Annotated in this window: 12 protein-coding genes; 7 read left to right on the plus strand and 5 right to left on the minus strand. The window is 64.0% G+C overall.

The genetic code is table 11. The annotated features are described in order from the left end of the window. Positions 1–230: 230 nt before the first annotated feature. A complete protein-coding gene (locus ACQ4WS_RS11070) occupies positions 231–3,101 on the plus strand; it encodes an insulinase family protein (protein ID WP_436476168.1) in 2,871 nt (956 codons plus the stop codon). 28 nt (positions 3,102–3,129) lie between these two features. Here ACQ4WS_RS11070 and ACQ4WS_RS11075 read toward each other — a convergent pair whose 3' ends face one another. Then, entirely contained in the window at positions 3,130–3,534 is a 405-nt protein-coding gene (locus ACQ4WS_RS11075) for a VOC family protein (protein WP_436476263.1), read from the minus strand. 304 nt (positions 3,535–3,838) lie between these two features. On the opposite strand from ACQ4WS_RS11075, the gene ACQ4WS_RS11080 reads away from it, so the two are divergent. Further along, positions 3,839–4,591: an SDR family oxidoreductase gene (locus tag ACQ4WS_RS11080; RefSeq protein WP_436476170.1), complete on the plus strand. Its 753-nt coding sequence runs from the start codon at positions 3,839–3,841 to the stop codon at positions 4,589–4,591. Here ACQ4WS_RS11080 and ACQ4WS_RS11085 read toward each other — a convergent pair. Next, positions 4,588–4,770 carry a hypothetical protein gene (locus tag ACQ4WS_RS11085; RefSeq protein ID WP_436476172.1) on the minus strand — a complete coding sequence of 61 codons (183 nt, stop codon included), beginning with the start codon at positions 4,768–4,770 and terminating at the stop codon, positions 4,588–4,590. The two genes, ACQ4WS_RS11080 and ACQ4WS_RS11085, sit on opposite strands and share 4 nt — an antisense overlap. A 28-nt stretch (positions 4,771–4,798) precedes the next feature. Between ACQ4WS_RS11085 and ACQ4WS_RS11090 the strand changes: the two genes are divergently transcribed. After that, complete coding sequence (locus ACQ4WS_RS11090) at positions 4,799–5,389, plus strand: MFS transporter (protein ID WP_436476265.1); 591 nt, start codon at positions 4,799–4,801, stop codon at positions 5,387–5,389. Here ACQ4WS_RS11090 and ACQ4WS_RS11095 read toward each other — a convergent pair. Next, a complete protein-coding gene (locus ACQ4WS_RS11095) occupies positions 5,386–6,045 on the minus strand; it encodes a helix-turn-helix transcriptional regulator (RefSeq protein WP_436476174.1) in 660 nt (219 codons plus the stop codon). The genes ACQ4WS_RS11090 and ACQ4WS_RS11095 overlap by 4 nt on opposite strands. Before the next feature lie 123 nt (positions 6,046–6,168). On the opposite strand from ACQ4WS_RS11095, the gene ACQ4WS_RS11100 reads away from it, so the two are divergent. The 4 genes from ACQ4WS_RS11100 (at position 6,169) to ACQ4WS_RS11115 (ending at position 12,317) form a co-directional block, all read left to right on the plus strand. Continuing rightward, entirely contained in the window at positions 6,169–6,651 is a 483-nt protein-coding gene (locus tag ACQ4WS_RS11100) for a DUF2165 family protein (protein ID WP_436476176.1), read from the plus strand. Between the two features lie 66 nt (positions 6,652–6,717). Continuing rightward, the gene (locus ACQ4WS_RS11105) at positions 6,718–7,818 is read left to right on the plus strand and encodes an efflux RND transporter periplasmic adaptor subunit (RefSeq protein WP_436476178.1); all 1,101 of its coding nucleotides are present in this window, start codon (positions 6,718–6,720) and stop codon (positions 7,816–7,818) included. Positions 7,819–7,833: 15 nt separating this feature from the next. After that, positions 7,834–10,932, plus strand: coding sequence for a MexW/MexI family multidrug efflux RND transporter permease subunit (locus tag ACQ4WS_RS11110; protein ID WP_436476180.1), 3,099 nt, complete (start codon positions 7,834–7,836; stop codon positions 10,930–10,932). Next, positions 10,929–12,317 carry an efflux transporter outer membrane subunit gene (locus ACQ4WS_RS11115; RefSeq protein ID WP_436476182.1) on the plus strand — a complete coding sequence of 463 codons (1,389 nt, stop codon included), beginning with the start codon at positions 10,929–10,931 and terminating at the stop codon, positions 12,315–12,317. Before ACQ4WS_RS11110 ends, ACQ4WS_RS11115 begins: the two co-directional genes overlap by 4 nt. Positions 12,318–12,500: 183 nt before the next feature. Here ACQ4WS_RS11115 and ACQ4WS_RS11120 read toward each other — a convergent pair whose 3' ends face one another. Together ACQ4WS_RS11120 and ACQ4WS_RS11125 are read right to left on the minus strand one after the other, a co-directional pair. After that, entirely contained in the window at positions 12,501–12,899 is a 399-nt protein-coding gene (locus ACQ4WS_RS11120) for a DUF4440 domain-containing protein (RefSeq protein ID WP_436476184.1), read from the minus strand. Continuing rightward, positions 12,896–14,317 carry an MFS transporter gene (locus ACQ4WS_RS11125; RefSeq protein WP_436476186.1) on the minus strand — a complete coding sequence of 474 codons (1,422 nt, stop codon included), beginning with the start codon at positions 14,315–14,317 and terminating at the stop codon, positions 12,896–12,898. Before ACQ4WS_RS11125 ends, ACQ4WS_RS11120 begins: the two co-directional genes overlap by 4 nt. Between the last annotated feature and the right edge of the window lie 125 nt (positions 14,318–14,442).

Genomic DNA, 14,442 nt, shown 5'->3' on the forward strand with positions numbered 1-14,442 from the left:
GCCAGCCACCCTGAAATGATCAATTTGTTAATTTTGTCGCTTTTCCGGCTGCCAGCAAGGCCCCGGCGGCGGCGCACGAATACTCCTAGTACAATAGGGAAAAACTTCACGCAGGCGTCAAAGTAGCCCTCCGCCTTGGCGACAGGCCCTGGCATTACGCCACTTTGCCCCCAGATGTGATGCAGCCCCACAGACTATCCGAATCACCTACCGCAGAGATCCCATACCGCATGAGCACATTTGAAAAAGTCAGCAGCAACTTCATTCCAGTCTTGCAGGCAACCATCGAGCAATATGTCGAGCCAGCAACGGGCATGCGCCATATCCACATGCATACCGAGCAGGCTGAGATGGTGTTCCTGGTGGCCTTTCCCACTGTGCCGGAAGTGAGCGACGGGCGCGCCCACATCCTGGAACACCTGGCCTTGTGCGGCTCGTCGCGCTACCCGGTGCGCGACCCCTTCTTCTCGATGCTGCGCCGCTCGACGGCCACCTTCATGAATGCGATGACCTATCCGGACCGCACCGTGTACCCGTTCGCCAGCACCGACCGCAAGGATTTTTTCAACTTGCTCGACGTCTACCTGGACGCGGCCTTCTTCCCGAACCTCGATTACCTGAACTTCCGCCAGGAAGGCTGGCGCCATGCGTTCGAGGGCGACAAACTGGTGTACCAGGGCATCGTCTTCAATGAAATGAAGGGCGCCTTCAACAGCCCCATGCGCGCGCTCGACAGCGGCATCGCCAGCGCCTTGCTCAAGGGCACGACGTATGAAGTGGAATCGGGCGGCGATCCGCTGAATATCCCCGAGCTGACGCATGAAATGCTGAAAGAATTCCACGCCAGCCACTACCATCCGTCGCAAGCCGTGATCATGACGGCCGGCAATATCGAAGCGTCGGCCGTGCAAGAACAAGTGGCCGAGCGCGTGCTGTCCAAGCTCAGCGGCTTCTCCGAACGCCGCCTGCCGCAGCTGGCCCCAGCGTGGACCGCGCCGCAGGAAAACATTGTCAAAATTCCGTCGCAGGAAGCGCGCGATGATGAGTTCGGCCTGCAATTCGCCTGGCTGATGGGCGAGTCGAGCGACCCCATCGCCTACTATCACGCGCATTTGCTGTCGCATGGCTTGCTGGGTGAATCGTCGGCGCCCGTCATGCGCGCCATGGAATCGGCCGGCTATGGCCGCCCATCGGACATGAATGGCCGCGACGCGGGCATCCGCCAGATGGTGTTCCACATCGGCATGGAAGGTTTGACCCAGGAACAGATCGCCGATGCGCACCAGCGCATCTGGACGGCGCTGGAAGAAACGGCGGAAGAGGGCATACCCGCCGCCGTGCTGCACGCCGCCTTGCGCGACATCAAATACAGCCAGCGCGAAATCAGCAGCGGCCGCATGCCTTACGGCCTGGGCCGCTTGCTGCACGCCTTGCCGCTGGCCATGTATGGCGGCGACGTGATGGACGCCTTCGACAATGCGGCGATTCTGGAAACCCTGGAACAGCAAATCGAAGACCCGGCATTCTTCAAGCAACTGGTGCGCGAGCTGATCGCCAATCCGACCCGCTTGACGACGCACGTGGTGCCCGACAGCGCCTACTTCACGGACCGCGCCGCCCAGGAAGACGCCAAGCTGGCGGCCCTGCAAGCGACGCTGACGGATGCCGAGCGCGAACACATCGTGGCCGAGTCCGCCGCGCTGGAAGCGCATCAGCAACTGCCATCGAATTCGGAAGTCTTGCCGCGCATCCGCCCTGGCGACGTCAGCGCCGCGCCGCGCCCGGCACTGCCGATCCCGCCCGCCGTCGATGGCGCCGTGGCGTTCAGCATTGCCTCGAACGGCATCAGCTATGCCAACGTGCTGTACGACGTGTCGAGCCTGCCGGAAGCGTCGTGGCCATGGCTGCGTCTGTACACGGACCTGGCGCCGGAACTGGGCGTGGGCGAGATGTCGTTCGACGATGCCAGCGCCTGGCGCCAGAGCATGGTGCCCTCGTTCCACATCGGCCTGGAAGCCATCCCGCGCCCAGAGCAGGCGATGCGCGTGGAACTGTCGTTCTCGGCCAGCGGCTTGCGCGAAGAACACGCGGCCATTGCCGCCGTGCTGTCGGCCTGGATCGCCAAGCCCCGCTTCGATGAAGAAGAGCGCCTGGCCTTCCTGATCGAAAGCCTGGTGCAAGACAAATTGAGCAGCCTGGCCGAATCGGGCAACCGCTACGCCATGCTGGCCTCGGCAGCTCCCCTGTCGCCCACGCGCCGCTTCGACGACATCGTCGGCGGCCCGGCGGCATTGCCGTTCTACCGACGCTTGCAGCAACTGAGCAAGACGTCGGCAGGCTTGCAGGAAATCGCCCGCGAACTCGACACCCTGCACGCGCACATCATCGCCCAGCAGCCGACCGTGCTGTGCGCCGGCCTGGAGCAGGATGGCATCACCCTGGCCCGCTTGCTGGAATTGCCGGCAGCCAGCACGGATACCGCTGCGCCGACAGAGGCAGCAGCAGCTGCCGCATTGCCGCTGGCCAACACGGCCCTGCATGCGACAAGCCAGATCAACCATTGCTTCGTTTCCTGGGCCGTGCCGGGCGTGCACAATCCGGATGCCTCGGCCCTGGCTGTCGCCGCTGAACTGATGACCAACCAGGTGCTGCATACAGCCCTGCGCGAAAAAGGCGGCGCATATGGCGGCAGCGCCAGCTACGCGGCCGGCGCCGGCACGTTTACATTGAGTTCCTACCGCGATCCGCGCCTGGCCGGCACGTTTGCCGACTTCGGCACGACCCTGGATCACATCCTCGATGGCGATTTCTCGCAAGAGCAGGTGGAAGAAGCCATCATCTGCGTCATCAAGGGCCTCGACAAGCCGCACTCGCCGTACGCGGAAGCGCTGACGGCGTGGAACATGCAGCAGCGCGGCACGACGGAAGCCGTGCGCCAGCAGTTCCGCACCGGCGTATTGACTTGCACCTTGAGCCAGATCAAGGACGTCACGCGCACCTGGCTGAAAAATGGCCAGCCTAGCCGCGCCGCGTTTGCGGGCAACACGACGCAAGACCTGGCCGGGCTGGAAGTGGTCGATCTGCTGGCGCTGGCCAGCTAAGAGCGCCGTACCGGATTCAATACCGCAACTATTGCGGTATTGAATTAGGTTCCATATACATCAGCTCCCACTGATGCCCATCCGGGTCCTGAAAACTGTGGCCATACATGAAACCGAAATCCATCGGCTCCTTGTAGATGCTGCCGCCTGCCTGGACGGCCTTCGCCACCAGGTCATCGACTTCGCCGCGGCTCTCGGCCGACAAACACACCAGCACTTCCGTCGCCACCTTGGTATCGCACAGCTGCTTGGGCGTGAATTGCTTGAACTTGTCGTGCGTCAATAACATCACGAAAATATCGTCGGCGACGATCATGCACGTCGCCGTTTCATCCGTGAAATGGGCATTGAAACTGAAGCCCAGCGCCGTGAAGAACGTCACGGAACGCTCGAGCGACTGGACGGGCAGATTGACAAAGATTTTGCGGGCCATCATGTCTCCTTGCTGTGAGATGAAAGATCCTGCCCGCCGATTCTACACCGGCTTTTCAGCCCTAAGCGCGCGCCACGGGCTGGCGGCCAGTGGAACAATACAGCGCCAGCGATTTCCCCATGCCGCCCACGCAAGTGCTCATTGCGCGTCCCTAACGATTATCATTTAATAATTATCATTTTTATAGTAGATGGCAGCACAAATGCGCTAAGCTGTGCCTGCAGCGTGGCCGCTGCCTGACGTGGCTCGCCAGCATTGATCGATGTTATCCGCAGCACTGCGCTGCCTCCACAAGGAATTCATCATGATTCAAACAATTGCAGGGAAAGTCGTCGTCATTACCGGTGCCAGCAGCGGCCTGGGCGAAGCCACCGCGCGCCACCTGGCCGCACTCGGCGCCAGCGTCGTGCTCGGTGCGCGGCGCATGGATTTGCTCAATACCATCGCCGAGGAAATCACGGCCGCCGGCGGCCAGGCCGCCATTGCCCAGACCGACGTCACGGTGCCTGCCGACGTCAAGAATCTGATCGACACGGCCCTGGCCGTGTTCGGCAAGGTCGACGTGCTGATCAACAACGCGGGACTGATGGCCATCGCGCCGATGAGCGCCTTGAAAGTCGACGAGTGGAACAACATGATCGATATCAACATCAAAGGCGTGTTGAATGGCATCGCCGCCGTCCTGCCACATTTCCAGGCGCAAAACAGCGGCCACTTCATCAATATCTCGTCGGTGGCGGGACAAAAAGTTTTCAGTCCGGGCGGCACCGTCTACAGCGGCACCAAGTTTGCCGTCAGCGCCATATCGGAAGGCTTGCGCCACGAGCTGGCTGCCAGCGGCGGCACCATCCGCACCACGGTCATTGCGCCGGGCGCCGTGGACACGCCACTGAGCCAGGGCAGCAGCCACGCCGAGAGCGCCAAGGCTGTCAAGGAGTTCTACGAGATTGCCATTCCCGCCGCTTCGGTGGCGCGCGCCATCGCGTATGCGATCGAACAGCCGGCCGACGTGGATATCAATGAGATCGTGCTGCGTCCCACGGCGCAGGCGTTTTAAGCGGCATCTTGTTGCAGCGACTCGATGATCAGGCCAGCCAGCCGCTCGACGGGCGGCCTGGACACGCTGGAGGCACGCAGCAGTTCCAGCGATAGCGGGGGCAGGGCGGGCAATCCCGCCGCCACGTGATCGAGCGCGCGCACGGAAGAGGGCAAGCCCAGGCTGGTGCGCACCGTCACGCCCAGCCTGGCATCGCGCTACGGCTTCATGCCCGTGTTTGGCGCCCTGGCCCTCGTATGCGGCCTGTCGGCGTTTTTCACTTGGAGATCGATACATGAGCCCGATTTCTCTTTCGAGGCCGCCACGGCCCCGCAAAACGCGTCCACGGGCCTGATTGGGGGAAGGCCTGCACCGCCCTTGCAAGGTCCACTCAAAAACCGCAAGGTCTGGCGCTTGGTGGCGGCCATCGGCTTGCTGTGCGTGCCACAGTTTGCCGTGCTCAGCTTCGCCACCGTCTTCCTGCACGACCATGGCCACCTGGGCCTGGCAGCCATCACGGCCGTGATGGTGGCCCTGCAGGCGGGCGCCATGGTGATGCGCATCTGGAGCGGACGCCACACGGACCGCCACGCGAACCGGCCCGCTTACCTGCGCGGCTCGGCCCTGGTGGCGCTGGCTTCGTTCGTTTTGCTGGGATGCATCGCCTGGCTGGACGCGCCGGGCTGGCTGTTGATGGCCGTCGTGGTGGCGGCCGGCATCGCCATCCCGCATTTGCTGGCGGCCAGCAGCTGGCCCGTCGTGTGGTGGCTGGCGGGGCTGGTGGCGCTTGCTACCCGCCCGCTGTTTCCGAAAGCTTAGGACAGCACCCGGATCCGATAAACGCAGCGCATGGCGTTAGCCAGCAAATGCTGCTCGCGCACGATGCTGGCGTTAGGCCCCACCACTTCCTGGAACAGCTGCAATTCGGAGCGGCAAAAGCCCTGGCAGGTGCGCGCGGCGGCGCAGATGGGGCAGTGGTCTTCGATCAGCAGCCAGTCAGTCCCGTCCGCTTCCACGCGCGCCATATAACCCTCTTCATCGCGCACGGCCGCCAGTTGCTGCAAACGCGTGGGCAAGTCCGGCGCCGAGCACGCAAGCGCATACGCGCTGCGGCTTTCCTCTTCGCGCTGCGTGATGAGTTTATCCAGCCCCGCTTCGCCGAACAACTGGCGTACCGAACCGATCAGCTTGATCGTCAGCTGCGCGTGCGTGTCGGGAAAGCGCGCATTGCCCGCCTCCGTCAAGACCCAGTTCTGGCGCGGCCGGCCTGCGCCCGCCTGCGCTTCCTGGCGCCCCTCGATCAGGCCCGCCGCCACCAGCTTTTGCACTTGCTGGCGCGCCGCCTCGCCCGTCATGTCCAGGGTCTTGGCCAGGGTGGCCGTGGAGACGGGTCCCTTGGTCTTGATGAAATACAGGATGCGCTCCGTCGTTTGCGGCGCCTCGCTATTATCCAAACGTTTACTTGTGTAATTCATTTCGCTCAACTATCATGGGGCCAGTTAACCAACTAATTGCTTGCATAATAGGCCGCTAGCTCTCCGCTGTCGAGGAGTTTCCACGTCCGCATGCAGGCAAGACACACTTTGGACTGGAATCCCATGCAGCTGCAGCACTCCATCTGGCTATTTCACGCCATCCTCGCTACCGGCCTGGCCATTTGGCTGCCCCTGGCCGCCATCAACAACTTGTACGCCTTCCATGGCGCCGTCTGGGCCATCGGCAACACCATGCGCATGGATCCACTGCGCCAGGACCCGACCATCCAGACGCCGCTGCTGCACCGCGCGCTCACGTCCTTGACCCTGCACCGGCTATCGCTGGGCGTGGTGCTGGCGCTGCAACTTGCCGCCGCCATCGCCGCCTGGACGGGCGTGACGCTGTTTCTCGGCGGCGGCCTGGCGCCTGCCTTGCCCTGGCTGAACCTGGCCCTGTGCGCCATGGCTGCCTTTTTGCTGCTGATGCACCTGGGCGGCCTGTGGTTCGGCTACTGGATCGCCCAGGAAGGCTTGCAGACGACGCATCTGGTGCTGCTGCTGTGGACCATCGCCCTGTTTGTACTTTTCAACGCGCAGCGGACCTGATCAGCCTCCGCTGCGCCTCTTCTTCCCGTTGTCTTTATCCCTTTGACTGCTGTAAAGGACTTCATCATGAATACGAAACTCGTCGGCGCCTCCGCGCTGGCCATCACCCTGGCCGTCGCGGGCGCCGCGCTGACCCCACGGGCCGACTCGCATGCGGCCGATGCCGCCGCCACTCCCGCCACCAAGGTAGCCCTGGTGCCCGTCGTGCTGGGCACGCAAGAGCGTTTTTTTGCCGGCGTGGGCGAACTGGAAGCGGCGCGCCAGGTGCAGGTGGCGGCCGAAACGGGCGGGCGCATCACGCAGATCCGCTTCGAGTCGGGCCAGACCGTGGCGGCCGGCGCCGTGCTGGTGCAGCTGAATGACGCGCCGGAACAGGCGGCCCTGCTGCGCCAGCGCGCGCAGCTGAAAAACGCGGAAAGCAGCCATGCCCGCACGGCGCAAATGGTCAGGGAGAAGGCAGCCACGCAGGAGCAGCTCGATAGCGCCCTGGCCGCGCGCGATGCGGCCCTGGGCGACGTGCGCCAGACGGAAGCGCTGATCGCGCAAAAGACCATCCGCGCGCCGTTCGCCGGGCAGCTGGGCATCCGCAAGGTGCACGCAGGCCAGTACCTGAACGCGGCCGATACGGTGGCCAGCCTGATCGACACGAAGTCGCTGCTGGTGAACTTCGCCCTCGATGAACAAAGTAGCACAAAGCTGGCGCCGGGGCAGGCCGTGCAAGTGCTGGTGGACGCCTACCCCGGCGACGTCTTCACGGCAAAGATCAACGCCATCGATCCGCTGATCGCCCGCTCGCGCATGGTGCAGGTACAGGCGACGCTCGCCCATCCCCGCAGCGCCCTGAAGGCGGGCATGTACGCCAATGTGCGCGTGGCGCGCGAGGCGGGCCAGCAGCTGACGGTGCCGGAAACGGCCGTGACCTACAGCGCGTACGGCGACACGGTGTTTGTCGCGCAGCAGGAGGGAAAACAGCCGCTCACCGTGAAGCGCGTGGGCGTGAAACTGGGCGAGCGGGCAGGGGGCCGCGTGGCTATCGTTGACGGCTTGCGCGAGGGCCAGCGCGTGGTCGCTTCAGGCCAGCTGAAACTGGCCGACGGCATGGCCGTGCAGGCGGTCGCCAATACCCTGGACGAGGCGAAACGCGCCGCGCCCAAGGCCGGCTCGTAAAGGAAAGACATCACCATGAAATTTACCGATTTATTCGTGCGCCGCCCCGTGCTGGCGCTGGTGATCAGCACCCTGATTTTGATGCTGGGCGTGATCGCCATCAAGCAACTGCCGATACGCCAGTATCCGATGCTCGAATCGTCCACCATCACGGTGCACACCACGTATCCAGGCGCCTCGGCGGAACTGATGCAGGGTTTTGTCACGCAACCGATTGCGCAAGCCGTATCGTCGGTGGAGGGCATCGATTACCTGACGTCCTCGTCGGTGCAGGGCAGCAGCACGGTGACCGTGCGCATGGAACTGAACCGCGATTCCACACAGGCTTTGACGGAAGTCATGGCCAAGGTCAACCAGGTACGCTACAAGCTGCCCGAAGGCGCCTTCGATCCTGTCATCGAGCGCTCGGCCGGCGATTCCTCGGCCGTCGCCTACGTCGGCTTTGCCAGCGAGAGCGTGTCCGCGCCCGCGCTGACGGACTACCTGGCGCGTGTGGTGCAACCGATGTTCGCCACCATCGACGGCGTGGCGAAAGTCGACGTGTATGGCGGCCAGCAGCTGGCCATGCGTTTGTGGATAGACCCCGCGAAACTGGCGGCGCGGGGCTTGACGGCGGCCGATGTGGCCGATGCCGTGCGGCGCAATAACTACCAGGCGGCGCCCGGCAAAGTGAAAGGGCAATTCGTCGTCTCGAACATCAGCGTCAATACGGATCTGACCAGCGTGGCGGAGTTCCGCGACATGGTCATCACCAAGGGCGGCGATGCCAAAGACAGCGCTGCCCTCGTGCGCCTGAAGGATGTGGGCACGGTGGAACTGGGCGCGGCCGCGACAGAAACGAGCGGCATCATGGATGGCGTGCCGGCCGTGTACCTGGGCCTGTCGCCCACGCCGGGCGGCAATCCGCTGGTGATCGTCGACGGCATCAAGAAGCTGCTGCCCGAAATCCAGAAAACCCTGCCGCCAGGCGTAAAAGTCGAGCTGGCGTTCGAGACGGCGCGCTTCATCCAGTCGTCCATCGACGAGGTGACACACACCCTGCTCGAAGCGCTTCTCATTGTCGTCATCGTGATCTACCTGTGCATGGGCTCCTTGCGCTCCGTGCTGATTCCCGTGGTGACGATTCCGCTGTCGATGCTGGGCGCGGCGGCGCTGATGCTGGCCTTCGGCTTCAGCATCAATTTATTGACCTTGCTGGCGATGGTGCTGGCCGTGGGCCTGGTGGTCGATGACGCCATCGTGGTGGTGGAAAACGTGCACCGGCATATTGAGGAAGGCAAGACGCCCGTGGCGGCCGCGCTGGTGGGCGCGCGCGAAGTGGCCGGTCCCGTGATCGCCATGACGATCACCCTGGCGGCCGTGTATGCGCCCATCGGCATGATGGGGGGTCTCACGGGCGCGCTGTTCAAGGAATTCGCGCTGACCCTGGCCGGCGCCGTGGTGGTGTCGGGCGTGGTGGCGCTGACCCTGTCGCCCGTGATGAGTTCCTTGCTGCTGCAGCCGAAACAGTCGGAAGGGCGCATGGCGCGGGCCGCCGAGCACTTCTTCGAAGGCTTGACCTCGCGCTATGCGCGCCTGCTGGACCGCTCGCTGCACCACCGCTGGCTGAGCGCCGGTTTCGCCGCGCTGGTGATGCTGAGTTTGCCGTTTTTGTACCTGCTGCCGCAGCGCGAACTGGCGCCGGCGGAAGACCAGGCCAGCGTGCTGACGGCGATCAAGGCGCCGCAGCATGCCAACCTCGATTACGTAGAACGCTTCTCGTACAAGCTCGATGACATCTATAAGAACGTGCCGGAGACGGCGTCGCGCTGGATCATCAACGGCGGCGAAGGGCCCGCGTCGAGCATCGGCGGCATCAACCTCACGCCATGGGCCGAGCGCTCACGCAACGCGGCCGTCATCCAGGCCGAATTGCAGCACGCCGTGGGCGATGTAGAAGGCACCAGCATCTTCGCCTTTCAGCTGGCGCCCTTGCCGGGATCGAGCGGCGGCTTGCCCGTGCAGATGGTCTTGCGCAGCGCGCAGGATTACGCGACGCTGTTCCGCACCATGGAAGACGTCAAGCAGCGCGCCCGCGACAGCGGCCTGTTTGCCGTCGTCGACAGCGACCTCGATTACAACAACCCCGTGGTGAAGGTACGCGTCGACCGCTCGAAGGCGAACAGCCTGGGTATCCGCATGCAGGATATAGGCGAATCGCTGGCCGTGCTGGTGGGCGAGAATTACCTGAACCGCTTCGGCATGGATGGCCGCGCCTACGACGTCATCGCGCAAAGCCCGCGTGAACAGCGACTCACGGCGCAAGCCCTGACGCAGCAGTATGTGCGCGCCGACGATGGCAGCCTGCTGCCCCTGTCGGCCGTCGTCTCGGTGACGGAACAGATCGAGCCGAACATGCTGACGCAGTTCAACCAACAAAATGCGGCCACCTTCCAGGGCGTGCCGGCGCCGGGCGTGACTCTGGGCGATGCCGTGGCCTTCCTCGACGGTGTGGCGAAAACCCTGCCACCGGGCTTCAGCTACGACTGGCAATCGGACGCGCGCCAGTTCGCCACGGAAGGCAATGCGCTGCTGCTGGCTTTTTTGGCGGCCGTCGTCGTGATTTACCTGGTGCTGGCGGCGCAGTATGAAAGCCTGACGGACCCCTTGATCATCCTGATCACGGTGCCGCTGTCGATTTGCGGCGCGCTGATTCCGCTGGCGCTGGGCTACGCCACCGTGAACATCTACACGCAGATTGGCCTCGTGACCCTGATCGGCTTGATCAGCAAACACGGCATCTTGATGGTGGAGTTTGCCAACGAATTGCAGGTGCATGAAAAGCTGGACCGCATCACGGCCATCCGCAAGGCGGCGCAAATCCGCTTGCGCCCCATCCTGATGACGACGGCCGCCATGGTGGTGGGCCTGGTGCCGCTGCTGTTCGCTTCCGGCGCGGGCGCCAACAGCCGCTTCGGTCTGGGCGTGGTGATCGTTTCCGGCATGTTGATCGGCACCTTCTTCACCCTGTTCGTGCTGCCCACCGTGTACACCTTTTTGGCCCGCCGCCATACGGCCGACCATGCCACGCCGCGTGCGCGCGACCTGTCGCAGGCGCTGAAGGAATCCCTATGAAAAATTACCGCTATCTTGTCGCCCTTTTCCCCCTGCTGGCCGGCTGCGCCGTCAGTCCCGCCTACGTCACGCCAGGCACGCCAGACGTCCATCTGGCCAGTCCGCAGCAAGCGCAATTTGCGCCTGGCGCGAGCGCCGTCAGCGAGGCCGCCTGGTGGACGTTTTTCGACGATGCGCGCCTGTCGCAACTGATCGCCAGCGCGCTCGAACACAACCTCGATATCGCCCAGGCGCAAGCGAATCTGCTGGCTGCGCGCGCCCACTTCGACGAGCGCCGGCTCGATGAACTGCCTGCCGTCACAAGCCAGGCGGGATGGCAGCGCCAGGTGCAGCAAAACTCAGCCGATAGCCGCGCCGCCAGCACCAGCACGCGCGTGGGCTTCGATGCGCAATGGGAGATCGACCTGTTCGGCCGCCTGGCGCATATCAGCCGCTCGGCGCAGGCACGCGCCGATGCGGCACAGGCGGACTTGCGGCAGGTGCAGCTGACGATTGCCGCCGAGGTGGCACGCAATTACTACGAGGCACTGGGCTACCAGCAAAATCTGGCGCTGACGCAGGCGCAGGTGCAAAGCTGGCGCGATACGGTGGCCCTGATCGACGCGCGCATCCGCGCCGGCAGCGGCTTGCCGGAAGAACGCCATAACGCGCTGGCCAATCTGGCGCGCAGCGAGGCGATGCTGCCGCCCTTGCAGGCGGGCTTGCGCCAGGCGCAGTACCGGCTCGATGTCTTGAGCGGCCAAGCGCCGGGCGCCATCGCCCTGGCCACTCAGCCGCAGCAACAGGCGCCGCTGGCGGGCCAGCTGCCGCTGGGCGACGTCAACCAGCTGATCAAACGCCGTCCCGACGTGGTGCGCGCCGAGCGCCTGCTGGCAGCCTCCAGCGAAGACGTGGGGGCCGCCACGGCCGACCTGTATCCGCGCCTGAGCCTCGGTGGTTTCCTGGGCTTCTTTGCGCTGCGCGGCAGCGGCGTGTTCGACGGCGGCGCGCGCGCCTTCGAGGTGGCGCCATCCGTCAGCTATCCAGCCTTCCGCCTGGGCAGCGTCAAGGCACGCTTGCGCGGCACGCAGGCCGAAGCGCAGGGCGCGCTGGCGCGCTATGCACAAGCCATCCTGGTGGCGCAGGAAGACGTGGAAAACGCCGTCACGCAGCTGGCGGAAAACCAGACGCGATTGGCCTCCCTGCTGCAGTCGGCGCGCCACGGCAATGTCGCCCTCGATATCGCCAGCACGCGCTATCAAGGTGGTTCCGGCAGCTACCAGGCGGTGCTGGAAAACCAGCGCGCGCTGTTCGATATCCGGCGCGAAGCGCTGCGGGCGGAAACGGCGTCCTACATCGATGCGATTGCCCTGTACAAGGCGCTGGGATGGGGGCAAACTATGTGATCTTTTTAGCTCAGAAACGCGCGCGATGTTCACACAAGGCAGCTGGCTGCAGATGCTGCGCATCGACGAAAAAATTTATTGAGCACGGTATTAGGGCTGAAAAAAGGCGGTGGCCTGGCAGTGATTTCCCCCTTTTTTCCATCGCTCCGGCGCAGCAAAAAGATTTGCACGATGTAAGCTGGATCAAGCGGCCCACGTCTCGTGCAAATGGCGCCACAGCAGGGAGCCAGCCGGTGTTTTTTCATACACGACGGTCGATAGCCGTTCGGTGCTGTCGCTGCCCGGCAGCGACTGGTATTCGCGGTAGGACACGGTGGCGCCGGCTGCGCTGTCCTGGATTAAAATGAGGTCGGAAAGTCGCATCTGCAAACCCGGACGGCTGCCGCCGGCGGCGCGGAAAAACGTTGTCAAGCCGGCGTGATCGAGCTGCTTGCCACCGGGCGCCACCATCGTGAAAGCGGGTGAAAAACGCGCCAGCAATTCGGCGCAATGTGCTGGCGCCGCCGCCTCGCCAGAAAGCCATGCACAGATCAGTACATGCGTGGATAAAACGTCGTCAAAATAGGGGTTCGATGCATTCATTTTTTGCTTGCTCCATGGTGATGTAAAAGGTCGAGAACGGCGCGGTTATCGATGCGCGTGCACAGCCCCAAAGGCAGCACGCACGAAGCTGCGGCGAGGGCAAAGCACCAGTGAAAGACCTGCGCCACGCGCAGGTGCCGGGCGGGGTCATCCAGCGAGCCTATGCCCTGCGCCGCCAGCAAGCCATTCAGGAGTACGCTGAGCAGCGCCACACCCAGGCAAAAGCCCAGCTGGCGGTTGATATTCCACACGGCGCTGGCCTGGCTCAGTTGCCCGTCCGGCGTGCGCAAGAAGGCCGTGCTTTGCGCCGTGCTGCTGCACAAGCCGCCGCCAAAACCCATCACGGCATACGCCCAAGCGAGCCAGAATAATTGACCCGCCGAGTCCACCCGCAGCAGCATCAGCATGCCCGCCGCCTGCAGCAAGGCGCCAGCGATGAACAGGGGTTGCGGACCCACGCGGCGATAGCTTTTACCGGTCAGCGAAATGGCGGCAAACGAGGCCAGCGCCCACGGCAGCATCAGCGCGCCCGCCGTTGACGCCGACATGCCCAGTACGCCCTGCAGGTACAGCATGGCCAGCAGGCTCACACCCATGAAGACGCCCGGCACCAGCAAATACATGAGCATGGAGACGCGCAGCAGGGGTTCGGCGGCCAGGCGCAGGTTCAGCAGCGGCGTGGATTTGCGCAGCGCGCCGCGCACATAGCCCCATGCGCAGGCGGCGCCCAGCGCCAGCACGCCGGCGCCGGCGGCCAGCTCGCCCGGCGTACCCAGCATGGTCAGGCCCAGCAACAGCAGCAAAATCGCCGTGCTGCCCGCCAGCAGGCCGCTGACGTCGATGCGGGGAACGGCCCCGCGGGGCGGATCGGGACGCAGCCAGCAGGCGGCCAGCAGCAGCGCCAGCGCGGCAAATGGTACGTTCAAATAAAAGATCGCCCGCCACGACAGGCTGTCGACGATGACGCCGCCCAGCGCGGGCGACAGGGCTGGCGCCAGCAAGCCCACCAGCATGATGACGGAGGACAGGCCGGGGCGCTCGGCAGGCTGGTATAGCTGATAGGTCATGCTTTGCCCCAGCGGAATGAGCAAGCCACCACCCAGGCCCTGCACGCAGCGCCAGATAATCAGCGTCTCGATCGAGGGTGCCAGGCCGGCGCCGATGCTGGCGCATAAAAAAGTTAGCAACGATGCCATGAACACGGTTTTGCTGCCATAATAGGCAGCAAGCCAGGCGCTGGCCGGGATGACGATGGTCAGGCCGAGAATGTAGGCGGTGCTGATCCAGGCTAGCTGCGCCACCGAGGCGTGCAAGGCATGGCCGATGTCGGGGTAGGCGACGCTGGTGATGAACATGTTGATCAGGTCGACGAAAAAACCCAGCAGATAGATGGCCGCGACCTTTTTGCGATAGTCCATGGTGCTCCGAATGGCAAACAGCCAGCTTAAGCGCGCAGCGCCATTTGCGTAACGGGCCAGGCCAGATTACACTGTCAAAGAAATTTTGACAAACCTCTACAACCCGCATGCCTCCTCATTCTTAT

Source organism: Janthinobacterium leeuwenhoeki, from assembly GCF_051380795.1.
In the GTDB taxonomy this organism is placed as follows: Bacteria; Pseudomonadota; Gammaproteobacteria; order Burkholderiales; family Burkholderiaceae_D; genus Janthinobacterium.

Excerpts from the sequence above, each read along its gene's own strand:
- ACQ4WS_RS11070 (WP_436476168.1), top strand. The coding sequence starts at position 231 with ATGAGCACATTTGAAAAAGTCAGCAGCAACTTCATTCCAGTCTTGCAG.
- ACQ4WS_RS11100 (WP_436476176.1), top strand. The coding sequence starts at position 6,169 with ATGCAGCTGCAGCACTCCATCTGGCTATTTCACGCCATCCTCGCTACC.
- ACQ4WS_RS11110 (WP_436476180.1), top strand. The coding sequence starts at position 7,834 with ATGAAATTTACCGATTTATTCGTGCGCCGCCCCGTGCTGGCGCTGGTG.
- ACQ4WS_RS11125 (WP_436476186.1), bottom strand. The coding sequence starts at position 14,317 with ATGGACTATCGCAAAAAGGTCGCGGCCATCTATCTGCTGGGTTTTTTC.
- ACQ4WS_RS11105 (WP_436476178.1), top strand. The coding sequence starts at position 6,718 with ATGAATACGAAACTCGTCGGCGCCTCCGCGCTGGCCATCACCCTGGCC.
- ACQ4WS_RS11080 (WP_436476170.1), top strand. The coding sequence starts at position 3,839 with ATGATTCAAACAATTGCAGGGAAAGTCGTCGTCATTACCGGTGCCAGC.
- ACQ4WS_RS11075 (WP_436476263.1), bottom strand. The coding sequence starts at position 3,534 with ATGGCCCGCAAAATCTTTGTCAATCTGCCCGTCCAGTCGCTCGAGCGT.
- ACQ4WS_RS11095 (WP_436476174.1), bottom strand. The coding sequence starts at position 6,045 with ATGAATTACACAAGTAAACGTTTGGATAATAGCGAGGCGCCGCAAACG.
- ACQ4WS_RS11090 (WP_436476265.1), top strand. The coding sequence starts at position 4,799 with ATGCCCGTGTTTGGCGCCCTGGCCCTCGTATGCGGCCTGTCGGCGTTT.
- ACQ4WS_RS11115 (WP_436476182.1), top strand. The coding sequence starts at position 10,929 with ATGAAAAATTACCGCTATCTTGTCGCCCTTTTCCCCCTGCTGGCCGGC.
- ACQ4WS_RS11120 (WP_436476184.1), bottom strand. The coding sequence starts at position 12,899 with ATGAATGCATCGAACCCCTATTTTGACGACGTTTTATCCACGCATGTA.